Genomic DNA, 26240 nt, shown 5'->3' on the forward strand with positions numbered 1-26240 from the left:
GATTAACGCAACTTTGCGAGCTGTTTATCATGCCACTTTGCAAGTAGCAGCAGTGCGCAAATAGCGCCGAAGAGTGCAAACCCCATATCGGATTGCGTATCCCACTCATAGCCTTGTGTGCCGAGGAACGCGGTGGCATCTTCACCACTCAGTAAGGCAACCCACCACTCAATTAGCTCGTAAAAAGCACTAAAGGCCAGCGTGACCGATAGCACAAACAGTGTGCGCCAGTGCGGCCCGGAGACAACCTGTAAACGGATCAGTAGCTCTCTGGCTAATATGGCGGGCACAAAACCTTGGAAGAAGTGGCCGACCTTATCGTAGTTATTGCGCTCAGCGCCAAAAAGGCCATCAAAAAAGGGCACTTCTGCATAGGTGTAGTGGCCACCGATCATCAGAACAATACAGTGTGCCAAAATGAGGCTGTAGAGCAGTGGCGTTAAAGGAAAACGCTTACGCGTAGCGACCACGAGTGCTGCCCCGATGAGGGCAGGAGCCACCTCTAAAAACCAAGTAAAGGTGTCGTAAGGTTCGATGGCGGACCAGATAAAGACACCGATAAAAGTGGCGCCCCAAGCAAGGCTAAGCATGGGCAGTCTCCTGCTGAAGGGTTTTATTTTGTCGGCTTGAGCTGATGGCTTGGATAATACCGCTGAGCATAATCACTCCACACCCTGTAAGTTGCAGCGTGTTGAGGCTTTCATCAAAAAGCACCCAGCCAAAGGTCACTACCGCCACCGGCTCAAAGTAGGCAAGTGTGCCAAATAAGCTTGAGTGCAGGTGATTCAAAGCACTGACCGCGAATAGAATCGCTAGGAAGCCCGGTATTAAGCCTGCCGCGAGTAGCCATCCCCACTGCCATTGCTCTGGCCAAACCGGCGCCATGAGCAAAAATGGCAACATGCACAGCGCGCCGATTAACAGCTGATACCAGGTACGAGCAAGCACGGGGTAGCTAGCGGGCATGATACGGTTGATTAAAATGAAACCTGCATAAGCGGCCATCGACAAGACGCCAAAGCCGAGCCCCAAGCTTTCATGACTACCTTGGTTAAAGCTGAACTTGAACTCCATCATCATGGCAAATCCGAATAGAGCGGTGGCGATTAAGGCGATACTACGGGGAGTGAGGTGCTCTTTAAGCCAAAAGTGGGCAATGATTGAGGCGGTAATCGGGGCCAGATAGATCAACATAATGGCGTTGGCCATACTGGTATAGTTCATCGCTTGGACGTAAAAGACGATGAAGCTTGCTAGGAATATCCCGTTTACAACAACCTGCCATGGCGGTCGTGCCGATAGCAGATGGGCGCGACGCGCGATGACTAAATACCCCAGCATAATAGCCGCGCCAAAAAACAGCCGGTAAAAAGTGACCACATCGGCACTCAGGCCGGTTGTTTTGGACACGATACCAATCGTGCCCATAAAAATGGCGGAGAGTACGGCTAATAGGATACTGGTACTCAGTGTTTGCGAGTCTGAATGGCGCATGGAGTATCGCTCAAAACGCAACAGCTTAGCATGTTGCTAAATGTGCAGGTAGCGCTGTGTTAAATACTTAAAGCGTTAGAACACGCAGCGCCAGTGCAATTAATATCCCGCCGCTGATTCTTTCAATTAAGAATGTGCGGGACTGCAGTTTGCCGAGCACACGCGAATGAGACAGTACAATTGCCACCAAGGTGTACCAAGCGCCATCAACAGCGGTGACCGTGGCAATCATAATACTCTTAGATTCCAGCGAAACGGCGGTTGTTACAAACTGGGAAAAAAGCGCCAGAAAAAAGATCGCTAGCTTCGGGTTGAGTAGGCTGATCATAAGCCCATCCAGTGCGGCTTGATAAAGCGGTACGCGCATGACCCGTGCGTCCTCGGTGGAAGAGGGTTGTGCGCGTAGCGCTTTTACACCCAAGTAAGCTAAGTAACCCGCGCCAGCATAGGTGATTGCGTTGAACACAAGTGGCGATGTTGTGACAAGTAGCGCTAAGCCCCAAACCGTTAAAATGGCCCACCCTGCGACGCCAGCAGCATGAGCAACGCCAGAGACAACGCCATGAAGGCGGCCATTTGTCAGTGTGTGCCGCAGCACAACCGCAAGGCTTGGGCCGGGTGTCATAGCACCCAATACGCAGATTGCGAGTAGGGAAAGCCAGCTGGCAAGCGTCATATACTGCTCCGAATAACATAAAGGTTCTAGACGCGCAGTTTACGAGGTATGGTCAGCATGTTGGAAATGCATTATTCGAATGCCAATCAGAAAATTAAATCATGATCTTTGGGTGAGTACATAGAGCGTTGTAGAATTTCGGCCAAGGATTCACGCATCCAGTGGTGCGCAGGATCATTTTGGTGCTGCCGGTGCCAGCATAAATAGTAACGATGAGAGGGCGCCGTAACGGTGAATGGCCTCGATGTGACGGGCAGCCACGCTGCGGTGTTACGGGCAATATGGGCAGGCACAACCATCAGTAGCTGGTTTTGAGTGACGGCGGCGAAGCCTGCGTTAAAAAAAGGCACTTCAAAACGTATTTCGCGTTTAAGGCCTGCTGCGCTCAGGGCATCATCCAAAAAAGAGTCTTTATCGCCGCCGCTGTTAATCCGCACAAATGGATGTTGGGCCAGATCTTCTAGCTCAAGAGAAGTTTGGTTACTGAGCGGGTGTGTTTGGCTCATCAAACAAACGGGTGAATCTTGGCCAAGAAAGTAACTGTCTAGGTTGTCGGGTAGCGTCGCGGCCATTGTCGAGACCATATCCAGCGGCAGCTCGCCGAGCTGTGGTAACCAGCTACCGTTTAGCACGTCAAAATGGACGCGAATGTTTGGTGCATGTGTTTGGAGATGCAGCAGTAGCTCGGGAAAGATGAATTGCGCAACATAGTCGGTACTGGCAAAACGAAACTCGCGATCACAGACCGCAGGATTAAAGGCGGGTGTATCGTTGAGCTCCTCAATCGCCACAAGAATGTGCTGCACTTTGGGGATCAGCGTTTGCGCTTTGGGGGTTAGCAAGTATCCGCTGCCTTCGCGCAACAGGAGAGGGTCTTCAAAATACTGGCGCAACTGGCCGAGTTGGCGGCTCATAGCCGACTGGGTGAGGCAGAGTTTATTGGCAGCGCGCGTTACGTGGCGCTCTTCTAACAGGACAGAAAGCGAACGCAGTAAATTGAAGTTAAGGTGCTGCAAAGTGATACCCAGTTTCCAAAGAGGCCAATTTAGCAAATCCCACAAGCATGGGATAGCGAACCTTTTATTCCAGCATTTTGCTGCTTAAAATGGTGTCATCAAGATTTTTTGTTGGGTTGGGGTAATGGATAACCGAAAAGTGCACCTATGTGTTGCTGCGTTGTTGTTGGGGCTGTCTGGCCACGCGTCCGCTTATCAGTGTGAAGTTGATGGCAAGATGATTGAAGTAGGGTTACCGTGCGATAAGTACTACCGAATTTTCGGAGGAGGCTCCAGCTCGGCGCCGACACCGGAAGAGGAGTGGGCTGAGCGGCGTGAACAGATCGAGATGGATAAAAAGCAGGAGAGCATTCAGGCGTCGAAGCGTTTGGTAAAACAAGGCGAGCGCTCCTATCGTGCACATAAAGCAGAAGTGTCCCGCGATCGACGCAATACCCAACGTCCAACCCGCAAAGTGGAACCAAGAAAGGGGATGCGCAAGGATAAGATCTTGCAGATATTAGGTAAGCCCGATAAACAGAAAACCAATGAAACACTCTATGGTTCCGAAGAGATATGGACCTACCGCGGGTACTCCGAGACTAAGACCATCGTTTTTGATAATGGCACCGTGTCAAAAATAGTCGTAGAGAAGTTTTAAGAAAAGCGGGGCCTGATACCCCGCTTATTAGCTCGTTATCTCACGGCAGTAATGAACGTTGTCTCTTTCGTTACGTGAACATCCAACCCCGTAAATGCGATAGCGATCTTTTGGCGCGCTTGTTCCGGCTCTGTGGCGCAAACGCTGTACGGTAGCCATTGTCCCATTTCGTGGGTAGCGATTGCCGTTTTGCCCTCGAGCCGAGCATCTAAATTGCTCTCCAGTGACAAGGTAAATTGTGCTTCGTTACCGAAATTCTCAATCTTAATCAAGTAGCGGTTACACACCACATCTTGCTGTGGACTATAAAAGAGTGCGCCACGGTCACGGCGAATCTCAACGAGCAGCTCAGTGGGTTGCTGTAACCCGTAAACAACCCCAGACACCGCCAGCGTTAACACCGCGAAGTAGCCTGCTAAGCGCGGTCGATAGATCGGGCTCGGCGCTTTTTGAAGCTGCTTTTCAGAGGCAAAACGGATCAGGCCCAATGGCTTTTTGATCTTCTCCATCACCGCATCACAGGCATCGATACAAGCACCGCAGTCGATGCAAGCAGCTTGTAGGCCATCTCGAATATCAATGCCGGTTGGGCACACCTTAACGCAAATGCCACAATCGATGCAGTCACCCTGTGTGCTTTCTGCACCACGTCGAGGTTCGCCGCGTGCCGCGTCATACATCACCGTACGGGTGTCTAAATCGAACATGACCCCTTGGAAACGTGAGTAAGGGCAGGCGTGCAAGCAGATCTTCTCCCTCACTAAGCCCGCGTTGGTGTAGGTCAGGGCCGCCATGCAGATCAGCCAGCCGATAACACTTAAGCTTGCCGTACCGGTCAGTAAGCTGCTGGTTAATTCACGCACAGGGATAAAGTAGCCGGTAAAGGTGATCGCCGTTAGGGTGGCAAATGCGATCCATAACAGGTGCTTGGCGACACGGCGGGCGAGGCGGGTACTACGTAGCGGAAGTTTTTCGTTTTTCGCCCGCTCTGTTGCACGCCCTTCAGTCCAGCGTTCGATACGAATAAACACCCAAGTCCAGATACTTTGTGGGCAAGCAAAGCCGCACCATACGCGCCCCCAGCCAACCGCTAAGAAAAAGAGCAAGCAGGCACCAGCGATCATAATACCGGCGAGTGCTGGCAGGTCGTGCCATGAAAGCGTGTTGCCAAACAACAAAATGTGGCGCTCTGCGAAATCAAATAGTAGCCATGGGCGCCCGTCGAACTGCACCCATACCAGCGCAAAGTAAGCGAACATCAACGGCCAGCTAATGAAACGACGTAGGTTTTGAAAGCGCCCCTCCGTTAGGCGAACGTGAATTTTATCTGCAGCGGTGAGTGCGACAGGATCAACCTGTTGAACCGGAATCTTCTGCATTGTTGTGCCTCTAGCTCTTGCTCTTGTCAGTTTGCGGGCAGTGTAATGCGGGTCACTAGATAGGTACAGGTATAAAAAAATTATATTTTATAGGTACAGATTGCATTAGAATACCGTAATCTAGCGGTTTGCCGAGGAGGGAGCATGGCGGAATCCTATCGCTATCAACAATTAGAGTCGTGGCTGCGGGAGGGTATTGTGCAGCGCCGGTGGCGTGCCGGCGATAAGTTGCCATCGGTTCGGGAGTTGTGCTCCACCAAACAACTATCGAAGGCAACCGTACAGCACGCATATCAGCGTTTGGAAGCGCAAGGGCTGATTAAAGCGGTACCTAAATCGGGCTACTTTGTGGCGGCCAGCCCGAGTAAGCGTGACTCTGCACCTCTGCATCGCAAAGCGCTGAACGGTCAGGCACTGCGGCCGGTGCCCGTCAACACCAGTGCCGTCGTCGACGATATCATGCGCCGTGGCGCAGCCTTTGACTTGCTGCCGGACCTGCAAGGGCCGGATGCTGATTCAGGACTTTTAGCATTGAACCGCGCCGTTGGGCGAGCGCTGCGTCAGCATCGCCAAGCCGCTCATCACTATTACGATGCTCCTGAAGGCAATGAGCTGCTCCGTGAGCAGTTAGCGTTACGTTACCAGCGTTTAGGCGTGGCTATCAGCTCGGCTGATCTGCTGGTGACACAGGGTTGCCAGCATGGTCTTTTTTTAGCGTTGATGGCTTGTTGCGAGCCCGGAGACGTTGTTGCGGTTGAATCGCCGGGCTTTTACGGCTCGTTGCAGTTGCTATCGCAGTTGAAGCTACAGGTGCTTGAAATACCGGCGGATCCTGCCAACGGCATTGATGTGAATATCCTCGAGGAGCAATTAGCGCGTTGGCCGGTCAAGGCGTGTGTGGTTACCCCAAATTTTGCGACGCCAACAGGCGCGGTGATGCCTGCGGCGTCACGTGTTGCGTTGGTTGAGCTGGCAAACCGGTATGATTTTGCGCTGATTGAGGATGATATCTACGGCGATCTAGGGTTTCGCGAGCGCCCTGAGCCGTTAAAAGCCCTCGATACGCAGGAACGAATTATGCTGTGCAGTTCCTTGTCGAAAAGTCTCTCCCGCGATCTGCGTCTTGGCTGGGTTGAAGGCGCCCGTTGGCGTGAGCGCATTGCGCACCTCAAGTTGATAACAGTCTTGGCCAGTAGCCAGTATACCCAGCAAGGGGTGGCGGACTTTATCCGCGAAGGTGAATACGAACGCTTCTTGCGGCGACAGCGCCTGCAACTGTTAACTCAGCGTGACCAGTGGGCGCAGGCGATCAGCGAGGTGTGGCAAGACGATGTATCTTACACCTTGCCTGAAGGCGGCATGGCGCTGTGGGTGAGCTTACCCGAAAGTGTCGATACGCTAACCGCATATAACCGCGCGCTTGCCGAGGGCATCGTTATCACTCCCGGTGCGCTTTTCTCCACAACCACGCGCTTCAACAACTACCTGCGTATCAGTTTCGCGCAACCATTGAGCACTAAGCGCCACTATGCATTGGCCTCTTTAGCGGCCATTTTGCGAGATTAACCGCCAATATGAAAGGGTAGAACACGCGATAGCCGGATGGATTGCGTTGATATTTCAGCCCCGACTGCGATCACTTCCACGCCGTGATGGATCGCCTCTTTCAAGGTGCGGGCGTAGGTAGGATCAATCTCCCAAGCGGGCTGAACCGCTTGGATACCGGTGTGGGCGACACTGAAAAACAGCACCGCCCGATATCCTTGAGACACCATCTCCATCAGTTCACGCAGGTGCTTCTGTCCACGGGTGGTAACCGCATCAGGGAAGATGCCTAAGCCATCCTGCTCCAGCAGCGTGACACTTTTGACCTCTACGTAGCAATCTGGAGCCTCTCCTTGGGATAAGAGTAGGTCGATACGACTATTTTCATTGCCGTAACGGCACTCGGTTTGAATCTTATCGTAACCTGCTAACGAGGCTATTAAACCGCTCTCAATGGCCTCACGTGCCAAGTGGTTTGCGCGGTGGGTGTTAATACAGGCGAGATACTTATTATCGACTTCAACCAGCTCCCAAGTGTGCGCTAGTTTACGCTTTGGGTTGTTGGCATCGAAAAACCAGACGCGTGCCCCTGCTTGCGCACAGTGCTTCATGGAGCCTGTATTGGGGCAGTGAGCAGTCATCGTACTGCCGTCCCTTAACTCAATGTCCGCCAGAAAACGCTTATAGCGTTTGATCAGGCGCCCTTCGACCAAGGGTGTATTCGTGAAGTAGTCCATTAGTGCCTCAGTTTGCCATAGGTTGTCTATACTGGGAGCAATACCCGTATAAGTCGGGCTCCAACTTTACCCGATCAAGGGAGATTCATCATGCCCAATGGGATGTGGGCAGAAGCGTGGTGTCGCATAACGGAGCAAACAAAAAGTGCACCCCTGCGCGCTACATCTGCATGGAACAAGTTCGCGCATGTCGCCGACAGCGAGCAACTGCACCAGGGTGTCTCAGACGCAGCCTTGGAGCGACGGTTAAGCGCAAGCTGCCGTCGGTTTAGCGGCGTAACCGAGGGGGCGGCCCATGTCTGATAGAAAGATCGTTCCTATTAGCCGGACACTGCTTATCTGGTTCCTCGTTCTAGCGTTGGTTCCCATGAGTCTGGTGGCGGGTATCGCGTACCATCAAGCAAATAAAAGCCTTACGCAAGCGGCTAAAGATCAGCTCAGCTCAGCGGCACGTGCCAAAATGATCTATTTGCACGACTGGTTCGATAGTCGTGTGGGTGATCTGACCATCATGTCGCAGTCACGTAATAACCTCTCTTTTTTAGAACAACTACGGGGTGCACTTGAGCGGGCGCAGGTGCCCGCCTATGAGTTTGTGCAGGGACCTGAATGGGCGGAAATAGTGGCGCGATATGCGAGTGATATGGAGGCCTATCAAAAGCGCGATGACGATGTGTACGACCTCTTGCTGATCGATCACGATGGCAATGTACTGTTCACGGTGGGCCGAGAACGAGACCTAGGGAGAAATGTGTTCTCGGGAAGCTTATCAAAAACACGCTTTGCCCAAACAGTCCGTAATACGCTGGCTTCAGAGGAAAGCGTATTTTCGGATATCGAAAGGTATGGCCCATCTGACAACAAGTTGGCCGGTTTTTTAACGGCGCCAATGGTTGATAACGAGGGTAAGCGTATTGGGGCTTTCGTACTGCAGCTTCGGCTTGACGATATTTTCCTGAAGATAGCGGATGTGGCCGGAATGAACTCCTCGGTTTTGCACTATGTCGTTGGCCAGGATGGGTATTTGCGCAGTGCGATCAATGGCAAGGAGGAGCAGGTACTGCGCTTTGCAGTCCCGATAGAGCGCTTTCAGTTCAAGAGTTCTACTCACAGCATGCACTCCGGCGGAGAGTCGTTAGATGCCCAGATATACCTCGGACCCTTTGGTCATAAGGTGATCGGGGTTCATCACCATCTTGATCTCGCCGGGGTCGATTGGGTTTTAGTTAGCGAAGTGAACCAAGAAGAAGCCGTTGAGCAGGCGAATTGGTTGGGTGCGGTCATACTTGGCATTGTTGCCGTGACAAGCGTCCTTGCGGCCTTATTCGCAGCCTATCAAGCCCGACACTTAACCTTTCCTATCGTTAAGCTCGCAAAAACGGCACGCGATATCTCCGCAGGTGATGCTGCGCAGCACGTCGAAGTAACGACGAATAACGAGCTGAGAGATCTTGCTGATGCCTTCAACCAGATGGTCCGAGTGCGGGAAGCCAATGAACGAGCCCTCAAGAAGAGCCACGATGACTTATTGGTCGCCAAAGATGAAGCTCAAAGTGCCAACCATGCCAAGAGCGATTTTCTAGCGAACATGAGTCACGAGATTCGAACGCCGATGAACGGTGTATTGGGCATGTTAAACCTCCTGCTGGAGGGGCCGCTTGAGAAAGAGCAGCACCAGAGGGCGATTATTGCGAAGCGCAGTGCTGAATCGTTGCTAGCGATCATCAACGATATTCTAGACTTCTCTAAGATCGAAGCTGGCAAGATGGCGCTAGAGACGATCGAGTTTGACCTGGATAGCATGATGGAAGACTTTGCCATTGTGCATGCCGTGCGTGCTGAGGAGAAAGGGGTTGAGTTTATCTGCCCTGCGAATCCCGTTCAGAACCTCTGGGTCAAGGGCGACCCAGGACGTTTAAGGCAGATCTTAAATAACCTAGTCAGCAATGCAATTAAGTTTACCGACGCAGGCGAGGTGCTAGTGCGTTACGCCTGCGTTGAGAAAACCTCTCAGCATGTCCTACTGCGCTTTGAGGTACAAGACACCGGCATCGGGCTTACCCTTGAGCAAACGGTATCGCTATTCGAGCGTTTTACGCAAGCTGATACATCAACAACACGTCGTTTTGGTGGGACGGGTCTTGGACTCGCAATTTGCAGTCAGTTGGTCGATATGATGGAGGGTGAAATAGGCGTTGATAGCCAGATTGGTGTGGGCTCGACGTTTTGGTTTACCGTATGCCTCAGCTGTGCCGACGCGGAGAGAGAGTTACCCTCCAAAGAGAGTCTGCATGACGAACGTATTGTTGCGGTTGATGACAATACATCTAACCGTATTCTTCTCAAAGAGATCTTCGAGCAGTGGGGCGTGCCACATACGATTGCAGCAGATGCCAAAGAAGCGCTGGGGTTGATGCAGGACGCCGCTGATGATGGTCAACCCTACACGATAGGTCTGCTCGATATGCAGATGCCAATTATGGATGGCGAGATGTTGGGACAGTGCATCAAAGCTAATCCCAAGCTCAGTGCCACAAAGTTAGTTCTTTTAACCTCTCAAGGACGGCGTGGAGATGCCAAGCGCATGCTCAAAAAAGGATTCTTCGGTTACTTATCAAAACCGATTAATCAAAATGAGATGTATCAAGCCTTGCTGTTAGTGGCAGGAAAAGATGAGTCTGATGACAGTCTCATTACGCGGTTCACCGTGCGAACGACCACTCGTGTCTCCGGACGAGTCTTGCTGGTTGAGGATAACGCAACTAACCAGTTAGTTGCGAAGGGGCTACTAGAACAAATTGGTGTGCATGTGGACATGGTATCGAATGGTCTTGAATGCGTGCAGCTCCTCGAACGAGAGCGCTACGATGCAATTTTGATGGATTGCCAGATGCCGGTGATGGATGGCTACGAAGCGACGCGCATGATCCGTAGCCCTCACTCCAATGTTCTCCATCACGATACTCCCATTATCGCTATGACTGCCAACGCGATGCAGGAGGATCGCCGTAAATGCCTTGATGTTGGGATGGACGACTATATCGCTAAACCGGTTGATACTGAGAAACTCCGCAAAGCGGTTGTCCGCTGGGTGGGACAAAAATCAGGTGATGAACCGGCGGAGGAAATTTTGGCTGAGGATGACGCGCAGAGTGTTAGCGTGGTTTTTGACGAAGAAGCGATGAGCCAGCGCTTAATGGGAGATAATAATCTGATAGCGAAGGTTTTACTGACCTTTTTAGATGATATGCCGCGCCAAATTTCGGCGATTCAGCAAGCTTGCGAGGAAGATAACACTGCGGTCGCAGCTGTGGCTCACCGTATTAAGGGAGCCGCAGCGAACGTTGGAGGCGTGGCGCTAAGCCATCACGCGAACTTAATTGAGTTGGCAGCCAACCGAGAAGATTGGTACGAGGTTGAGCGGATGGTGCAGGAGTTGGGTGAGGTATTTGACCAGTTGAAGGATCGAATGGAGGCGACAGTTCTATGAAAGTTCTGATTGCAGAAGACGACATTACCTCGCAAACAATGCTCTGTGAGTTAGTGGCTGACTGGGGTTTTGAGCCCGTGCCGGCCAACAACGGGGAAGATGCTTGGGATTTATTGACCGCGCCAGACGCACCTCGTTTAGTGTTGCTTGATTGGGAGATGCCAAAACTTCTCGGGGTGCAGCTTTGTGAACGAATCAGGCAGGTGTATACAACGGATCCGGTGTATATCATCTTTATTACCGTGCGTACGCGTACAGAAGATATTGTGCAGGGGTTGAACGCGGGCGCAAATGATTTTGTCACCAAGCCATTTGCGTTCTCAGAGCTGAAAGCCCGTGTCATGGTGGGTGCGCGGGTATTAAAGCTCCAGTCTGAGCTAAATCAGGCGCGAGATATGCTTTCAACGGAGCGCGAACTCATCGAAAACATTATTGGAGAGATGCGCGACCCTTCATTGTTCGAAACGGCCCATGTGCGCAGTTTGCAGGAACCGGTTGAGAAAACCTCTGGCGATATTTTGTTCTCAGCGTCTCGCCCCGATGGCGGACAGCATATTCTGCTGGGCGATTTTACCGGGCACGGGCTAACGGCGGCGATCGCAGGGCCTCTGGTGTCCGATATTTTTTACAGCATGACGGCCAAGGGGCTTCCATTGTTGGAGATCGCCCAAGAAACGAATCGTCAACTGCGTCGTAAGTTACCTATCGATATGTTTTTGGCGGCGATATTTATTGAACTCAGCCCCTCGCGGCAAGAGCTACGGGTTTGGAACTGCGGTATGGAGCCTGTGCTGGTGTTTCGCTGGGGTGATGTTGTGCAGCGGTTAGAATCGAGCTTTGTTGCGCTGGGAATCTTGGCCGATACCGTCGAACCCGTTGAGAGCGTTCCGGTTAGATCATGTGATCGGGTTATCGCGTACTCTGATGGTGTGACTGAAGCTCAGAACGCGTCGGGTGAGGAGTTCGGTAACCAGCGGTTAGAGCAGGTGCTCACTGATATCATTCGAAAAAATCAAGATATTGACCAGCTCAAGTCGATTATCGACGAGTTCAGCTGCGAGCAGCAACAAGACGATATCACGTTAATCGAGTTGGTTTGTTAAGGAGAGGAGCGTCTATGGATGTACTGATAGCAGAGGACGATCTTACCACACAAGTGATTCTCCAAACGCTCGTGACAGCCTGGGGCTATCGGCCTGTTGTCACCTCAGATGGGCGCGAGGCATGGGAGGTTTTGCAGCAGCCTGATGCTCCGAAATTACTGTTGCTCGATTGGGAGATGCCGGGCTTCAGTGGTTTAGAGCTGTGTAAAAAGCTCGCCGAACAAGCGGATGAAAACCCACCGTATATTATTCTCTTAACGTCACACGCGGAAACCGACCGCATTGTCGAGGGGTTGGCATCAGGAGCGCATGACTTTATTGGTAAGCCTTTTGATAAAGCTGAGCTGCAAGCGCGGCTTTCGGTCGGGCGTCGGATGCTAGAGATGCAACGTAAACTGATCGATGCGCAACAACAACTGGCATACGAGGCCACGCACGACGCTCTCACCCATCTACTTAACCGTCGCGCGGTTTTGAAAGCGCTGCAGGCTTTGGTGAGCAAAAGCATGAGTGAGCACTCTTGTATGTCGGTTGCCCTAGTCGATATCGACCACTTTAAGCGCATCAATGATAGCTATGGACACCCGATGGGTGACGAGGTGCTCATCCGAGTCGCGGAAACCATGCAAACGTGTCTCTCAGCAGATGACTCGTTGGGCCGCTTTGGCGGTGAAGAGTTTCTTGTTGCGATCGATAGTGACCCAGACGGTGCGGCTCGACTGATGGAGGAGCTTCGTACCAAAATTGCGGAAATACCCTTCTGCTTGGCCGACCAAACCGTTAATGTAACTGTCAGCGCGGGCATAGCCAGCCTCTCGGGTGACGATAGCCTGCGTTTAGATGATCTGCTTGCTGCGGCAGACAGAGCCCTTTACCAAGCTAAAGCTGATGGCCGAAACCAAGTGGTGCTGGCCGAGACGGACCTACCCTTACTCTAATAACTAGCTTGCGCGTACTGATAAGGAAACCTGCCATACTATGACTGCGCCACAACCGCTGAATGACCAAGAGATTCGAGCCTTTGTTTGTCGTCACACTGATGTTTTTCAGGATCAGCAAATGCTACAGGTAGAAGAGATTAGTGACGGGAATATTAACTTTGTTTACCGTGTCAGCGATGGTCAAAACAGTGTTATTTTGAAGCAGGCGCTACCTTATATCCGCATCATTGGTGAGGGCTGGCCGTTGCCAGTTGATCGTATCCGTATTGAGGCTCAAGCGCTGGGTTTCTTTAATATGTGCAGCCCCAACAGCAGTCCAGAGGTGCTTCATTTTGAACGCAGTCAGCATGTGATCTTGATGGAAGATATTGGCGATTACCATAACCTGCGTCATGTGCTGATACGCGGTGATAAGCCCACGTCGATTGGCAGCCAATTGGGGCAGTTTTTAGCGATGCTGCACTACACCTCTTCTGATTTTCTGCTCGACTCTATTGCGAAAAAATGCATGGTTGCCAGCTATCTGAACCCGCAGCTGTGCAGTATCTCGGAGGAGGTTTACTTCCTTGATCCTTTCTGTGATCACGAACGCAACAATGTGAGCCAAGGTGTGCGCAGTATGGCGCAGGCGCTTTGGCAAGATGACGAGTTGAAGCTGGGCGTGACGCAGTTGCGTTATCAGTTCATGAACGATGCGCAAGTGCTGTTGCACGGCGACCTGCATACCGGCTCTGTTTTTGTGACGCAATCAGCGTTTAAAGTGATTGATCCCGAGTTCGCCTTTTATGGGCCCGCTGGGTTTGACCTAGGGGTATTGCTTGCAAACCTGTTGCTCAGTTATGCCAGCCAAGTGGGTAAAAGTCATGTGGCTCAGCGTGACGAAACCCAAGCTTACTTAATCGATCAAATTGAGCAATTAGTGAACAGTTATTTCGGTGAGTTCGACGCATTACTCCAAGCGAAAATTAACGATCCAGTGCTGCAGCAGCAAGGTTTCGATACGCTCTTTTTAGCAGGTGTGCGCGAATCTGCAATGGGTTTTGCGGGTATTGAGATGACGCGACGCACGATCGGTATTGCGCACGTCGCTGATCTTGATGAGATCGAAGATGATGAGCGTAAAACTTTGGCTGAAATGCTGTCACTGACCTTGGCCGCTAGTTTGATTAAACAGCGCACAAAACTGACCACGACAGCTGATCTTGCTGCATTGATTAAAGACTGCCAAGCTTCGCTACCAGGCTAGTTAATGTCACGTAACTGCGCTGGTGGGGCAGGGTAAAAGCCGGTAAAGTAATGCGCAAATTTTGATGATGAGCAACAGCACGCATGAAACTAAAAGTGAGAGGAGTGGCGCGGTTCTATTATGCGACCTGTTACTCGATTAAAGGCTTAAAAGCGGCGTTTAAGCATGAGCCAGCATTTCAGTATGAGGTTATCGCGTTTGCAGTATTGTTCCCCCTCGCTTTCTGGGTGGCGCAAACTGCTACACAGTGGGCACTGTTAGTGGGTAGCGCGCTGCTGGTGCTAATTTTGGAGCTGATTAACTCCGCTATTGAGGCGGTTGTTGATCGCGCTGGTACCGAATTTAACGAGCTTGCCGGTCGAGCGAAGGATCTTGGCTCTGCCGCTGTCATGCTGGGGCTTATGGTGACCGGCGCGGTGTGGGCTGGGATCATCATCGATAATCAGGGCTGGCTATAAATAAGAATGGAGATGAATCAGATGATGTCCAAGCTGATGCTAACCGTTTTGTTGCTGAGCGTTTCTGTGGGCTCTGCCGCGCACAACGGGCATGACCATGGTGGTAGTGAAGCGAATAAAACGGTCATCTATCGCCAAAGTGTTTTTAAGATGATGGGTTGGCACTTCAAAGCGATGGGCAAGATGGTGCAGGGGCGCGCTGAATATGATGCTGAAGACTTTCAGCGTCGCGCTAAGTTGGTTCATGCACTCACGCAAATGGTCGCCGAGGGCTTTACCCCAAACACACAAGACGCGGATGCTGAAACGGCGCTAAAAGATGAAATGTGGTATCAGAAAAATCGTTTCGATGGGCTCGTTAAGGAGCTGCAAGAGGCGTCCTCGGAGCTTGCAAAGTTGCCGGTTACAGCTGATAAAAATGAGCTGAGAAAGCCGCTAGGGCGTGTAGCAAGAACATGTAAACAGTGTCACGACCGTTTTCGACATCCGCTGTAAGCGGCCCTGCAAAGAGAAACCCCGCGACCATCATCATGGCTGCGGGGTAATAATCAGCCTTTCAACACGTTGGTCAGCGATTGAGCAACATAATCGAGGTTGCTGCTGTTAAGGCCAGCAATGTTGACGCGGCTCGAATCCACCATATAGATAGAGTATTCATCACGTAAGCGAGCGACCTGCTCTTTGCTAATGCCGAGGAAAGAGAACATTCCTTTTTGCTCGGGAATAAAAGCAAAGCTTTGTTCGCAACCCGCTGCTGCGATCTGATCGGCCAAGGCATGACGCAGTTGCAAAATGCGTTGGCGCATCTCTGTGAGTTCGGTATCCCACATTTGAGTGAGCTTCTCATTGCTGAGAATCGTCTCAACGATCGCGGCACCGTGCGCGGGAGGCATTGAGTAGTGGCCGCGAATGGTACTGAAAAGTAGACTGCCAGAGATCTTAGCTTGCTCAGCAGATGCCGCCAAAACCATAACAGCGCCGGTACGCTCACGATACAGGCCGAAGTTCTTCGAGCAAGAGCTTGCGATCAGCATCTCTGGTACGGTGTCTGCTAGCTTGCGTAAGCCATATGCATCTTCCCCTAAACCATCGCCAAGGCCTTGGTAAGCAATATCGACAAATGGCATCAGGCCTTTCTCAACACACAGTGCTGCAACAGCGTCCCATTGCTCGCGGGATAGATCTGCGCCGCTTGGGTTATGGCAGCAGCCGTGTAGCAACACGATATCGCCCGCTTTTGTCTGCTTGGACAGCATGTCCATCATCGCATCGAACTGGACACCTTTCGTGTCTTTATCGAAGTATGGGTATTCTGCGATGGTCAGTCCTGCACCTTGCAGTAGAGGAATATGGTTCGCCCATGTGGGTGTGCTCACCCACACTGTTACATCACTACGACATTTAGCAACAAACTCTGCCGCCATACGCAGTGCGCCACAGCCGCCAGGTGTTTGGGCGATCGCTAAGCGTTGATCACTTAGTACACTATGTTGGTTGCCTAAAAGTAGGCGGCTAACATGGTGGTTAAAGCCTTCTGCACCCGCGGGACCAATGTATGACTTGGTGGTTTCGGTCGCGAGAATAATCTTCTCGGCTTCCGTTACAGCCGCCATAATCGGCGTGTTGCCCGCTTCATCTTTATAGACACCAACCCCTAAATCCACTTTGTTTGGGTTGGTATCTTGGCGGTACTGAACCATCAAGTTAAGGATAGGATCTGCTGGTAAAGGTTGCAGATGCTCAAACATGTTCGTCTCCTGGGCCTACTTGGCTTGTTTAAACTGTACGAAGAGTATTTCTCTTTGCTGCTCCGCTTGCTCTGCTGCGGCATCACGGACAGGACCGAAGCCTCGTACCTCTTCAGGTAGGCGTGCTATCTCAATCGCTGTCGTAAGGTTGTGGCTATTGAGCTCAGCAACCCAGGTTGTGATGTCGCGCTTGTAGTTTTCAAGCAGTTGCCGATCAAGGCGGCGATCAGCTGAAAAACGGAACGGGTCGAGCACGGTGTGCCGGACTTTTCGCATTTTCGCCAGCATTCGCAGGGATTTCAACATCCAAGGGCCAAATTGGCGCTTTTTAGGCCGTCCATTGCGCTGCGTCTTGTTTAGTAGCGGCGGTGCTAAGTTGAAATGTATCTGGTAGTCACCTGTAAAGGTGGCTTCGACCTCTTTAAGGAAGTCGGTTTCGGTGTACAGGCGCGCCACTTCATATTCATCTTTGTAGGCCATTAAGCGAAAGAGCTGTTTGGCCACAGTGCGGCTGAGCGTGTCGCTCGCTGGGGTCAGTTGTTGCTCCTTCGCACGGACGCTTGCCACGAGCGCGCGGTATTGGTCTGCGTAAGCTGCATCTTGATATTGGATGAGGTAGTCGGCAAAGCGATCAATCTGCTGATCAAGGGTTGCAATTAGCTTCACCGGCTCTGATGGTGTTAACGCGAATTGTGCGGCTTTTGGGTCTTCCGCTAGTAAGCGTCCCCACTTGAACGCGTTCAAGTTCTTCTCTACTGCCACACGGTTGAGTTCAATCGCGCGTTCTAGCGCAGCCAGCGAGACGGGTACTAAGCCTTTTTGCCATGCGTAGCCGAGCATCATGACGTTGGAGAATACCGTATCACCCAGTAGTGATAGCGCCAGCTCATTGGCGTTGAAGTGGTCACATTGAGCACTGCCAACCGCTTCGGTGATCAGGTCAATTCGCTTACCACTTTCGATATCAGCATCGCGATACAGCACATGATCAGCGGTTGCCATTTCGGCTTCGTTGATCACCGCTTGCGTATGGTTGTGGCGCAGCACATCCAGCGCTTTGGCTGATGAGGCAACCACCATATCGCAAGCGATCAATGCATCGGCGCGGCCATGGTCAATACGTACCTGATTCAATGCGCTCGGCTGCTCGGATAAGCGGATGTAGCTCAACACGGCGCCACCTTTTTGTGCGAAGCCCATGAAATCAAGCACAGAGGCTCCCTTGCCCTCAAGATGCGCTGCCATAGTGATCAGTGCACCGACGGTAACAACGCCGGTGCCACCTACGCCGCTGACTAGCAAATCATAGCCGTTAGCGAGTGGTTTAAATTCGGGTGTTGATAGGTGCTCAAGTTTTGCATCGAGCTGGGCTGTACCCTTAGCTTCTGGTTTGCGAAGTTCGCCGCCCTCAATGGTGACAAAGCTTGGGCAGAAGCCATTTACACAGCTGTAATCTTTGTTACAGGATGACTGGTCTACTTGGCGCTTAACACCTAGCTCAGTCTTGCGAGGTACAATGGATAGGCAGTTTGACTGCACAGAGCAGTCGCCACAGGCCTCGCAGACATGGTGATTGATCATAACCCGCTTAGCCGGATCAGGGAATTGACCGCGCTTGCGGCGACGGCGTTTTTCAGCCGCGCATGTCTGATCATAGATGAGCACGGTCACTCCCGGTATATCGCGGAGCATCCGTTGAATATCGTCTAGTTCATCGCGGTGGTGGAATGTAACATCACTTGGGAACTGCGATTCGTGGCCGCGATACTTCTCAGGTTCATCGCTGATAACGACAACTTTTTTAACGCCTTCCGCGCTCACCTGTTGAGCGATAGCAGGCACCGTGATTTGGCCATCAACAGGCTGGCCGCCGGTCATGGCAACCGCATCATTGAAAAGAATCTTGTAGGTGATATTGGCACCAGCAGCGATCGATTGGCGAATCGCCATTGAGCCTGAGTGGAAATAGGTACCTTCGCCCAGGTTTTGGAATATGTGGCCTTTGCCTGTGAAGATCGACTTACTGGCCCAGTTAACGCCTTCACCACCCATCTGGATAAGCGATTCAGTGTCTCGTCCCATCCATGATGCCATAAAGTGACAGCCGATCCCCGCTAAGGCTTTGCTGCCCTCCGGCACTTTGGTGGAGCTGTTGTGTGGGCAGCCGGAACAGAAGTAGGGCAACCGGCGCACGCCACCCGGGTCTTTGACAGCAACCCCCGATTCGGTGATCGCACTCAGAGGTTCGGTGAGGTCGATGTCAAACAATCGTGTAAAGCGTGCCACGATAAAACGCGCTAGTAGCGACGGGCTTAGCTCGCCCACGTAGGGGATGAGTGGCTCGCCTGCCTCGTCTTGCTTACCGGTAATGAGGACTTCACCGGGGTGGTCGGGTTCTGACATCGCTTCTTTGATCTGGCTCTCGATGATGCCGCGCTTCTCCTCAACGACAAGGATCTCCCGTTTACCATGAACAAAATCCAGCACACCGTGACGCTCAATTGGCCAGACTAAGCCGATCTTGTAGATCTCGACACCGAGTGTTTGAAGGGTTTGCCCATCAAGTCCTAGTAGGTCTAGCGCCTCCATCAGATCGAGGTGTGCTTTACCTGTGGTGATAATTCCTAGGGTAGGGTTGTCGCAGCTCAACACTTTAGTATCGATCGGGTTGGCCCGCGCAAAAGCTTGCACCGCGGCTAGTTTGTGTTCGATACGAGTTTCAAGCTGTGGGCCAGGGAGGTCGGGCCAGCGATAGTGTAGCCCTGAGTCGGGTGGTGTGAAATCGGTGGGCGTTACAAAATTCGGGAGTGGTTTTAACTCAACGCTTGCGGCGCTCTCTACGGTTTCTGAGATCGCCTTAAAGCCAACCCAAGTGCCTGAAAAGCGCGACAATGCGTAGCCCCACAGGCCAAAAGCTTCATACTCGGCGATGCTAGCAGGGTTAATCGTCGGCATAAACCACGCCATAAATGCCACATCGGACTGATGGGGCATAGAAGATGATACGCAGCCATGGTCATCTCCGGCCACCACAAGGACGCCGCCATTGGGGGAGCTGCCATAGGTGTTGCCGTGCTTTAGTGCATCGCCAGCACGATCAACACCGGGGCCTTTGCCGTACCAGATAGAGAAAACGCCATCGACTTGCTTGTCGGGATCGGTTTCGACCTGCTGGCTACCAAGCACCAGTGTTGCAGCAAGGTCTTCGTTGATTGCGGGAACGAACTCTACATTGTGTGACTCGAGGTGCTTTTTTGCACTCCACAGCGCTTGGTCGTAGCCGCCCAATGGTGAGCCGCGATAGCCACTGATAAAGCCTGCTGTGTTTAAGCCGTTTTGTTGGTCCAGCCGCGCTTGAACTAGGGGAAGACGAACCAAGGCTTGGGTGCCGGTGAGGAACACGCGGCCCTCTGTGCGGGTATAACGTTCGTCCAATTCGTAGGTGTCTAGTGGTGCTGTGCTGCCAGCAGCTGGTGCGTAAGTTGCTCTTGTCATTTTTATCACACATATTCTTATAAGTTAGTCACAGCGTAAGTGTTTTTGTGTGAAAAGTGCTTCCTAATTGATGACTAAATGGCTGCTCAAAAGAAAGACTATTTACATTTTTTATAAATAGGTGAAAAATAATTTCAATTTTTGGTTGGGAGTGAAATTTGGACAGCTTTGATAAACATATTTTGCGCCTGTTACAGAGCGATGGGCGTATGAGTAACCAACAGTTAGCTGATGCGGTGGGTTTATCTTCCGCTGCATGTTGGCGGCGTGTGAAAGCGCTTGAAGAGCGCGGGGTTATTCGGCGCTATACCGCGCTGCTAGATGCCGATGCAGTGGGTCAGGGGTTGTGTGTCATCGCGATGGTCTCTTTATTGCGCCACTCCGTTGATCACACGGTGGCATTTGAAGCTGCGATGCGCGAGTGCGCAGAGGTACAACAGTGCTACGCAGTGACAGGGAACGCTGATTTTATGCTGCGGGTGATGGTCTCTGATATCAAAGCCTATGACCAGTTTCTCAATGACAAGGTCTTTCCGCTGGAAGGGATAGCCCAAGTACACTCGAACTTTGCACTACGCGAGATCAAACATGATACCAGCTTGGTGGTATAACACCGGGGCTTAGCTATACTGTGCGCAGAGATTTTGCAGGTGATTAACCCTATGCTCAGAGTTGTTTCGTTTGGACTGTTACTTGGCCTATTGCACGGTGAGTGGGCGCTTGCGCAGTCGATCCGTAAAGTGATACGTGAAGATGGCCGTGTTGAATACACCAATGTTTCAGATGATGGCGTCACTTACGTCACCCGCCCACCCAAGTCCGGGGAGAAGGGCAAAGTAACATACGAGTCGATTTACAAGTACCGCTCAGATGATGGCGTGATCACTTTTACCAACCAGAAGCCCAAGGGCAAAAAAGCCTTTGTGACAAGACGTTACGCTAAGTTCAGCTGTTATGCGTGTCGTCCAAAGACGTCAGTGGATTGGTACAAAACCGCTTTGAATACCGAAGCCTACCGTGATCATGTGAGTGCGTCGGCTAAAGAGTTTGCGGTGGACCCGGCGCTGATTCGTGCGGTGATGCATGCAGAGTCTCACTTCAAGAAAGGTGCGGTGTCATCGCAGGGTGCGCAAGGGCTGATGCAGTTAATGCCTGCAACAGCAGCCGAGCTAGGCGTAGGTAACGCTTTTGACCCTGCAGAGAATATTCGTGGCGGTACCAAGTACCTGAGCGAGCTGCTAACAAGTTACAAGGGTGATATCACTCGCGCGACGGCGGCTTACAATGCTGGCCCCGGTGCCGTTGCTAAATATGACGGTGTACCGCCTTATGCCGAGACACAAGCCTATGTTAAGCGCGTTGGAATTCTCTACAAGCGTTACCAAAAGGCGGGTGGTTAAGATGATTCAAGCTCCGGATACTCCTGTAGCAGCGCCATAAAGTCCGCTTTACTTAGCGGGCGGCTATAGTGGTAGCCCTGTGCTTCATGGCAGCCGAGCTTAATAAGCTCCTCATGTTGGTAAGCTTCCTCAATCCCCTCGGCGATAACTCGCAGTTTTAAGAGCTCTCCAGTTTTGATCATCAACGAAGTAATCGCTCTGTCTTCCTCGCTTTTAGTTACTTTACTAATAAATGAGCGATCAATTTTAAGTAGATTGATAGGCAACTCTTGAAGGTGACTGAGGGAGGAGTAGCCGGTGCCAAAATCATCGAGTGCGATGGAGAGTCCGCGCTGGCGGATGAGTTGTAAGATTTTACGCAGGTCGCGGCTATTCTCCATCATCATCGACTCTGTCACCTCTAACTCTAAGCATTTAGCGTCGATACCGGTGCGTCTCAAGATATCATCGAGACGGCCAATGAATGATGGGTCTTTGAGCTGTCTAACCGACACATTGACCGCTACTTTCAACTGCAAACCAAGTTCAGTGTGCCAGCGTATCTGCTCGTTACAGGCTTCTTCTAAAATCCAGTAGCCCATGGGTACGATAAAGCCAGATGTTTCCGCTGTGCTGATAAACTCACCGGGAGGGATCATTTTGCCATCTTTGATCCAGCGCACCAGTGCCTCGGCACCGATCACTTTTTGGTCCTTCAGGCAGATCTGCGGCTGGTAGTAGAGTTGCAGCTCATTGCGTTCAACGCAGTGGCGCAATTCCGACGCAACTTGCAGCCTCCGCTGTAGTTGCTGTTCAAACTCTTGGCCAAATTCGGTGTAACCGGCACGTTGGTGCTTTTTCGCATGTTTGAGCGCGATACCAACGTTTTGCAGCAATGTATCCGCGTCTTTTCCATGGTCTGGGAAGCGAACAATGCCAGACGTTAAGCTAAGCGGCAGTTCATACCCCATCACATTAAAGGTCGATTCCAGCGAGGCTTCAAGGTGGCGCATGTACAAACTCATGGTGCTTTGGTGCGGCTGAAAAATCGCGACACAAAAAGTGTCTGATGAGTTTCTTCCGTATAGAGCCTGCTCACCAAAAATCTCTTGTAGATGGTGCGCGATGGTCACCAACGCTTCGTTACCCAACGGGTAGCCCAAGCCATCATTCACTTCCTGAAAGTTATCGATATCGGTGTGAATCAGAAAGAAAGGGTTGCCCAACTTCACGGCGCGCGCGAGCTCTTTTTGAAAGCCTGCACGGTTGGGAAGTTTGGTTAAAGGATCGCAGTATGCTTGCTCCGCCATCTGCTCAAATAGCCAAGCGTTGTCGTAACCTACCGGGGCGCTTGAGCAAAACAGATCAATGAGGTGTAGATCCAAGGGTGAGGCTTTGCGCCCGAAATCCAGATAGATATACAACTCGTGGGAGTGCGGTGGCTGCAAAGACAAGAGGATAAAATCCTCATCGAGTGCATGTGTTTGGGTCTGTGTCGCCGCTTTAAGCTGCTGGCAAACAGATTCTGGGAGCGAGTGACCGATCTCCATAGAGGTTTGATGATAGCGGCCGGTGGCGGCTAATAGCTCAAACTGGTCTCGGTCGCGATCATAGGTACAGACCGCTCCGCTGCTTTCAACACCCAAGATGTTGCTGAGTTGTTTGATCAGCTCAGCGGCATAGTTATCAACGTCATGCTCACAGAAAAGCTCGCGTGAGCTAGCGATGAATTGGTTGAGGCTTTCATCATGGCTAAGAATGCTGCGAATTTGCTCATAGCTGCGCAGCGAGGCAGTGAGTGTGGTGATTAAGCGCGTGCGTGTTAGCTCATCTTTGCTTTTATAATCATTAACGTCATATTTCTCGATCACGGCAACTTCAGGGGCGTATCCGGGCTGGCCGGTACGTAAAACGATCCGTGTTGAAGTCTGCTGTAAGGTTTCACGTATGTAGCTGATGAGTTCAAGCCCAGAGCTGCTTGTTTCCATCACCACGTCTAGCAAGATGCAAGCGAACTCCGCCTCATCTGCCAAAATACGCTTAGCCTCTTGCGCTGAGTATGCACTGCAAAGCTCAAGTGGACGCCCCAGAATGCGTTGCTCTTTGAGTGCGAAGCGGGTGGCTTCATGAACATCGGGTTCATCATCCACAATAAGGATGCGCCACGCGGGCAAGTCAGGCTGCTTGGGTGCCGGCATTTCGTTGGCAAAGGTAAAGAGTTCTTCTTCTTTTGGTAGCATCCAGTTGTTTACCCTTTAGCCTCAGCGTGAGGTGTGTAAGGAAACGTGAAGCTGAGAGTGACTCCGTTATTCTCTTCGCTCCAAATTTTCACAGTACCTCCAAGTACCGTCGTAGTTAAATTATAGACAAGGTTTAACCCAAGACCAGAGCCACCTTGACCAAATTTAGTGGTAAAAAACGGATCAAACGCATGGTGCAGAACATCAGGGCTCATTCCACAGCCATCATCGGAGATCGTAAAGACCACGTGGCGAGTATCTGCATCGATGGTGGCAAAGCGAATGATGCCGTGATCACGGTCCTGAAAACCATGGCGCAGCGAGTTGTAAACGCAGTTTGTGATAATTTGCCCGATCGCTCCTGGGTAGCTTGTTAGCCAGAGGTCATCATCGATCTCAACCTGAAAGGTAAATCCGGTGCGCTTTACTTGCGGCTGCAACGTATACAAAACATCTTCGACTAAGCGCTTTAAGTTGAAGTTACGTTGCTTCTCGCTGGTTTGGTCAACCGCCGCTTGTTTGAAGGAACGAACCAGCGTGGCAGCATTTTGCAGATTACGCTCTAAAATGGCACTGGCTTCGCTAATATCGCTAATAAAGATGTTTAGGTCGTGCCGCGTCAGGGCTTGGTTCGCCACTTTTGTTGAGATGCGCTCTGCGCTGCTACCGATTGTGGTGGTGATGGTTAGGCTATTGCCCAGTGGTGTATTGATCTCATGCGCGACACCGGCCACTAAGCTGCCGAGTGAAGCCATCTTCTCGGCTTGGATAAGCGACTCTTGTGCATGCTGTAGGTTCTCTAACGCTTGCTCAGCTTCCTCGCGCGCGGCTTCTAGCTTGTCTTCAATAATTGTTTGGTGCCTCAGGGCGCCATTGTAGACGCGAATCAAGTCGCCCAGTTCATCCGGTGAACTCCAGTTGACCGGCTGGCGCTGCCCTGTATCTTGGAGCTGCTTTAAAGATGCCGAAATATGCCGCAGTGGTGGCAGAATGGCGGAGTTAAAGGCCGCGAGTGTTGCACCGGCTAACAGTATAAACAGCACGACAGAAAGGGAAGCTAAAATATAGAGCTGGCGCTTGATGGTGGCCCAACCGTCGCTCACGCGTGCTTGAATGATAAGGCTCCCTAAAAACGCTTTTTTACCGCCCAGGTCGTAGTAAATTTCGGTGCTAAATGACTCTTGGTCGTGGTACTGGTTCTGACACTCCCCACGCTCTACGGGAGGGCTGACACTAGCTTCCTGTATCAGGCGGACACAAACGATTTCGGAGCGATTGAGCGCGGCTGATAAAATCTCGGTATATAAACGTTCAGAGAGTTGCCACAACGGTTCTCTGAGAAGTTCAGCAATATGATGTGTGGTTTTTTGTAGATCATTACGGTGATCTTTTTTTGCGCGTTCCAGCTCATAGTTAGCAAGCGCAATCAGAAAGCAGACCGAAGTCAGGAAGAACAGCGGTAGCACGCGAATAAAAAATGCTGTTTTTATAGAACTACTGGAACGATCGAACAAACTTCTTACCGCCTTGGTTGCAAACGCTTCAAAGTGGGGCCCAGAACTGGCCCTCACTTGTTTAGGTGTCGCATCCCTACTCAGCAGATTTAGCGTCCCTACACCTAATGAGTGTAGTTAATAATGCGCAAGGCACAATGTGTGCTTACCACATCAGGTCGTCGGGTACCTCGAACTGTGCGTAGTAATCATCGTCTTCTGAGTGCTTCTCCTCTTTTTGGATTAAGATCACCCACTCTGGCTTACGCTCTAGTACTTTCTCTGCTGCGTCGTTTGGAATCACCACATAGCGTTCTTCGAGTATCGCAATCGCTAGCAGTGACCGTGACAGCTTGTACTGGATATCTGCGGTGACGTAGATGCTCTTTACCTGCTTGTCGTGCACGAAGTTGTAGCGCACCTCCGCATCTTTTGGGAGCGATAGAAGACTGGTTTCGATGATCTGCTTGGCTTGGGATTCAAGGTCTTTTTTGGCGCGCTCTTCATTGCGCTGCTGATTAAGCGCTTTATCACGCTGCTGCTTTTCTATTCGCGCTTGCTCTTGTGCGGCTTGGTCATTTGCTTGAGGCGCTGCTTTTTTCTTCGCCTTGCGCTTGTCTGCTTTAGCTTTGTTCGCTTGCTTCTTGCTTGCAAGCCCTGCTTTAAGAAGCTGATCTTGGAGGGATTTAGACATAATTTCGTACCGATTAAACACTCTAAATTCGCGCGCGAACTATAGCACAGAGGGAGCGAAATATCGGTCTATTAGCGCAGAAAACGGAAGTCACTCGGTCAGCGCTCGCTGGAGAATCGCCGACCAAGGACGACCGCTTAACTAGGATAACCACAACCGGCGGTGGTTTTAAAGTAAAGATTCAACAATTGTGGTGTGCTCGTCGTAGGCGGGTGCTTAAAAACCGACTACTCGTCATCATCGAAGATCTCTCGTATGTTGTCCCTCAGTGCTTTGGCTTCTAGCATCTCCTCAATGTTACGTCTGACATTACGACGCTTATCCTGAGCGTTACTAATAAATCCAAGGTCTTCAAATGTGTCTGTACTGGCAAGATCAAAGTCGTCCATCGCTTCGTCGCCGAGGTCGAAATCGTTACTCATAATTGCTCTCCGCAGGCTGTATATGCCAATTCTAATTCCGGGGC

22 protein-coding genes are annotated in these 26240 nt (G+C 51.4%); 10 read left to right on the forward strand and 12 right to left on the reverse strand.

Going from position 1 to position 26240, the window contains the following annotated elements; genetic code table 11:
* Positions 1-2: 2 nt before the first annotated feature.
* The 4 genes from EOE65_RS01640 to EOE65_RS01655 form a co-directional block, all read right to left on the reverse strand.
* The gene (locus EOE65_RS01640; RefSeq protein WP_127692550.1) at positions 3-590 is read right to left on the reverse strand and encodes a DUF2238 domain-containing protein; all 588 of its coding nucleotides are present in this window, start codon (positions 588-590) and stop codon (positions 3-5) included.
* Positions 583-1494 carry a DMT family transporter gene (locus tag EOE65_RS01645; RefSeq protein WP_127692551.1) on the reverse strand — a complete coding sequence of 304 codons (912 nt, stop codon included), beginning with the start codon at positions 1492-1494 and terminating at the stop codon, positions 583-585. The genes EOE65_RS01640 and EOE65_RS01645 overlap by 8 nt, the downstream gene beginning before the upstream one ends.
* Before the next feature lie 67 nt (positions 1495-1561).
* Positions 1562-2170, reverse strand: coding sequence for a LysE family translocator (locus EOE65_RS01650; protein WP_127692552.1), 609 nt, complete (start codon positions 2168-2170; stop codon positions 1562-1564).
* Between the two features lie 86 nt (positions 2171-2256).
* On the reverse strand, positions 2257-3186 hold the full coding sequence (locus EOE65_RS01655; protein WP_127692553.1) for a LysR family transcriptional regulator: 930 nt from the start codon (positions 3184-3186) through the stop codon (positions 2257-2259).
* A 124-nt stretch (positions 3187-3310) separates the two neighbouring features.
* Here EOE65_RS01655 and EOE65_RS01660 point away from each other — a divergent pair, with 124 nt between their 5' ends.
* Positions 3311-3826 carry a hypothetical protein gene (locus EOE65_RS01660; protein WP_127692554.1) on the forward strand — a complete coding sequence of 172 codons (516 nt, stop codon included), beginning with the start codon at positions 3311-3313 and terminating at the stop codon, positions 3824-3826.
* Between the two features lie 35 nt (positions 3827-3861).
* On the opposite strand, the gene ccoG is transcribed toward EOE65_RS01660, so the two are convergent.
* Positions 3862-5205 (reverse strand): cytochrome c oxidase accessory protein CcoG, encoded by a 1344-nt coding sequence (gene ccoG, locus EOE65_RS01665; RefSeq protein ID WP_127692555.1) that lies wholly within the window; start codon positions 5203-5205, stop codon positions 3862-3864.
* Between the two features lie 144 nt (positions 5206-5349).
* On the opposite strand from ccoG, the gene EOE65_RS01670 reads away from it, so the two are divergent.
* Positions 5350-6771 (forward strand): aminotransferase-like domain-containing protein, encoded by a 1422-nt coding sequence (locus EOE65_RS01670; RefSeq protein WP_127692556.1) that lies wholly within the window; start codon positions 5350-5352, stop codon positions 6769-6771.
* On the opposite strand, the gene sfsA is transcribed toward EOE65_RS01670, so the two are convergent.
* Positions 6768-7487, reverse strand: a complete 720-nt coding sequence (gene sfsA, locus EOE65_RS01675; protein WP_127692557.1) for a DNA/RNA nuclease SfsA — start codon at positions 7485-7487, stop codon at positions 6768-6770. The genes EOE65_RS01670 and sfsA overlap by 4 nt on opposite strands.
* 295 nt (positions 7488-7782) lie before the next feature.
* Between sfsA and EOE65_RS01680 the strand changes: the two genes are divergently transcribed.
* The 6 genes from EOE65_RS01680 (at position 7783) to EOE65_RS01705 (ending at position 15220) form a co-directional block, all read left to right on the forward strand.
* On the forward strand, positions 7783-10977 hold the full coding sequence (locus EOE65_RS01680) for a response regulator (RefSeq protein ID WP_127692558.1): 3195 nt from the start codon (positions 7783-7785) through the stop codon (positions 10975-10977).
* Positions 10974-12080: a PP2C family protein-serine/threonine phosphatase gene (locus EOE65_RS01685; RefSeq protein WP_127692559.1), complete on the forward strand. Its 1107-nt coding sequence runs from the start codon at positions 10974-10976 to the stop codon at positions 12078-12080. The genes EOE65_RS01680 and EOE65_RS01685 overlap by 4 nt, the downstream gene beginning before the upstream one ends.
* A gap of 14 nt (positions 12081-12094) precedes the next feature.
* Positions 12095-13018, forward strand: coding sequence for a GGDEF domain-containing response regulator (locus tag EOE65_RS01690; protein WP_127692560.1), 924 nt, complete (start codon positions 12095-12097; stop codon positions 13016-13018).
* Positions 13019-13058: 40 nt separating this feature from the next.
* On the forward strand, positions 13059-14267 hold the full coding sequence (mtnK, locus tag EOE65_RS01695) for an S-methyl-5-thioribose kinase (protein ID WP_127692561.1): 1209 nt from the start codon (positions 13059-13061) through the stop codon (positions 14265-14267).
* Positions 14268-14350: 83 nt separating this feature from the next.
* Entirely contained in the window at positions 14351-14725 is a 375-nt protein-coding gene (locus EOE65_RS01700) for a diacylglycerol kinase (RefSeq protein WP_127692562.1), read from the forward strand.
* Positions 14726-14746: 21 nt separating this feature from the next.
* Positions 14747-15220, forward strand: coding sequence for a c-type cytochrome (locus EOE65_RS01705; RefSeq protein WP_164846989.1), 474 nt, complete (start codon positions 14747-14749; stop codon positions 15218-15220).
* Between the two features lie 53 nt (positions 15221-15273).
* Here EOE65_RS01705 and EOE65_RS01710 read toward each other — a convergent pair whose 3' ends face one another.
* Entirely contained in the window at positions 15274-16473 is a 1200-nt protein-coding gene (locus EOE65_RS01710; RefSeq protein WP_127692564.1) for an amino acid aminotransferase, read from the reverse strand.
* Between the two features lie 15 nt (positions 16474-16488).
* The gene (locus EOE65_RS01715; protein WP_127692565.1) at positions 16489-19968 is read right to left on the reverse strand and encodes an indolepyruvate ferredoxin oxidoreductase family protein; all 3480 of its coding nucleotides are present in this window, start codon (positions 19966-19968) and stop codon (positions 16489-16491) included.
* Between the two features lie 158 nt (positions 19969-20126).
* Here EOE65_RS01715 and EOE65_RS01720 point away from each other — a divergent pair, with 158 nt between their 5' ends.
* Together EOE65_RS01720 and EOE65_RS01725 are read left to right on the forward strand one after the other, a co-directional pair.
* The gene (locus EOE65_RS01720) at positions 20127-20579 is read left to right on the forward strand and encodes an Lrp/AsnC family transcriptional regulator (RefSeq protein ID WP_240656894.1); all 453 of its coding nucleotides are present in this window, start codon (positions 20127-20129) and stop codon (positions 20577-20579) included.
* A 51-nt stretch (positions 20580-20630) separates the two neighbouring features.
* Positions 20631-21368, forward strand: coding sequence for a lytic transglycosylase domain-containing protein (locus EOE65_RS01725; protein WP_127692566.1), 738 nt, complete (start codon positions 20631-20633; stop codon positions 21366-21368).
* On the opposite strand, the gene EOE65_RS01730 is transcribed toward EOE65_RS01725, so the two are convergent.
* The 4 genes from EOE65_RS01730 to EOE65_RS01745 all read right to left on the reverse strand — a co-directional run bounded on the left by EOE65_RS01730 (position 21365) and on the right by EOE65_RS01745 (position 26196).
* A complete protein-coding gene (locus EOE65_RS01730; protein WP_127692567.1) occupies positions 21365-23587 on the reverse strand; it encodes a bifunctional diguanylate cyclase/phosphodiesterase in 2223 nt (740 codons plus the stop codon). The two genes, EOE65_RS01725 and EOE65_RS01730, sit on opposite strands and share 4 nt — an antisense overlap.
* 8 nt (positions 23588-23595) lie before the next feature.
* On the reverse strand, positions 23596-25101 hold the full coding sequence (locus tag EOE65_RS01735) for an ATP-binding protein (protein ID WP_127692568.1): 1506 nt from the start codon (positions 25099-25101) through the stop codon (positions 23596-23598).
* A 145-nt stretch (positions 25102-25246) separates the two neighbouring features.
* Entirely contained in the window at positions 25247-25774 is a 528-nt protein-coding gene (locus tag EOE65_RS01740; protein ID WP_127692569.1) for a DUF2058 domain-containing protein, read from the reverse strand.
* Between the two features lie 227 nt (positions 25775-26001).
* Positions 26002-26196, reverse strand: coding sequence for a PA3496 family putative envelope integrity protein (locus tag EOE65_RS01745; RefSeq protein ID WP_127692570.1), 195 nt, complete (start codon positions 26194-26196; stop codon positions 26002-26004).
* Positions 26197-26240 lie beyond the last annotated feature (44 nt).

Source organism: Neptunomonas marina, assembly GCF_004005935.1.
Classification (GTDB): domain Bacteria; phylum Pseudomonadota; class Gammaproteobacteria; order Pseudomonadales; family Balneatricaceae; genus Neptunomonas; species Neptunomonas marina.

Excerpts from the sequence above, each read along its gene's own strand:
- EOE65_RS01640 (WP_127692550.1), bottom strand. The coding sequence starts at position 590 with ATGCTTAGCCTTGCTTGGGGCGCCACTTTTATCGGTGTCTTTATCTGG.
- EOE65_RS01645 (WP_127692551.1), bottom strand. The coding sequence starts at position 1,494 with ATGCGCCATTCAGACTCGCAAACACTGAGTACCAGTATCCTATTAGCC.
- EOE65_RS01650 (WP_127692552.1), bottom strand. The coding sequence starts at position 2,170 with ATGACGCTTGCCAGCTGGCTTTCCCTACTCGCAATCTGCGTATTGGGT.
- EOE65_RS01660 (WP_127692554.1), top strand. The coding sequence starts at position 3,311 with ATGGATAACCGAAAAGTGCACCTATGTGTTGCTGCGTTGTTGTTGGGG.
- ccoG (WP_127692555.1), bottom strand. The coding sequence starts at position 5,205 with ATGCAGAAGATTCCGGTTCAACAGGTTGATCCTGTCGCACTCACCGCT.
- EOE65_RS01670 (WP_127692556.1), top strand. The coding sequence starts at position 5,350 with ATGGCGGAATCCTATCGCTATCAACAATTAGAGTCGTGGCTGCGGGAG.
- sfsA (WP_127692557.1), bottom strand. The coding sequence starts at position 7,487 with ATGGACTACTTCACGAATACACCCTTGGTCGAAGGGCGCCTGATCAAA.
- EOE65_RS01680 (WP_127692558.1), top strand. The coding sequence starts at position 7,783 with ATGTCTGATAGAAAGATCGTTCCTATTAGCCGGACACTGCTTATCTGG.
- EOE65_RS01685 (WP_127692559.1), top strand. The coding sequence starts at position 10,974 with ATGAAAGTTCTGATTGCAGAAGACGACATTACCTCGCAAACAATGCTC.
- EOE65_RS01690 (WP_127692560.1), top strand. The coding sequence starts at position 12,095 with ATGGATGTACTGATAGCAGAGGACGATCTTACCACACAAGTGATTCTC.
- mtnK (WP_127692561.1), top strand. The coding sequence starts at position 13,059 with ATGACTGCGCCACAACCGCTGAATGACCAAGAGATTCGAGCCTTTGTT.
- EOE65_RS01700 (WP_127692562.1), top strand. The coding sequence starts at position 14,351 with ATGAAACTAAAAGTGAGAGGAGTGGCGCGGTTCTATTATGCGACCTGT.
- EOE65_RS01705 (WP_164846989.1), top strand. The coding sequence starts at position 14,747 with ATGATGTCCAAGCTGATGCTAACCGTTTTGTTGCTGAGCGTTTCTGTG.
- EOE65_RS01710 (WP_127692564.1), bottom strand. The coding sequence starts at position 16,473 with ATGTTTGAGCATCTGCAACCTTTACCAGCAGATCCTATCCTTAACTTG.
- EOE65_RS01715 (WP_127692565.1), bottom strand. The coding sequence starts at position 19,968 with ATGACAAGAGCAACTTACGCACCAGCTGCTGGCAGCACAGCACCACTA.
- EOE65_RS01725 (WP_127692566.1), top strand. The coding sequence starts at position 20,631 with ATGCTCAGAGTTGTTTCGTTTGGACTGTTACTTGGCCTATTGCACGGT.
- EOE65_RS01730 (WP_127692567.1), bottom strand. The coding sequence starts at position 23,587 with ATGCTACCAAAAGAAGAAGAACTCTTTACCTTTGCCAACGAAATGCCG.
- EOE65_RS01740 (WP_127692569.1), bottom strand. The coding sequence starts at position 25,774 with ATGTCTAAATCCCTCCAAGATCAGCTTCTTAAAGCAGGGCTTGCAAGC.
- EOE65_RS01745 (WP_127692570.1), bottom strand. The coding sequence starts at position 26,196 with ATGAGTAACGATTTCGACCTCGGCGACGAAGCGATGGACGACTTTGAT.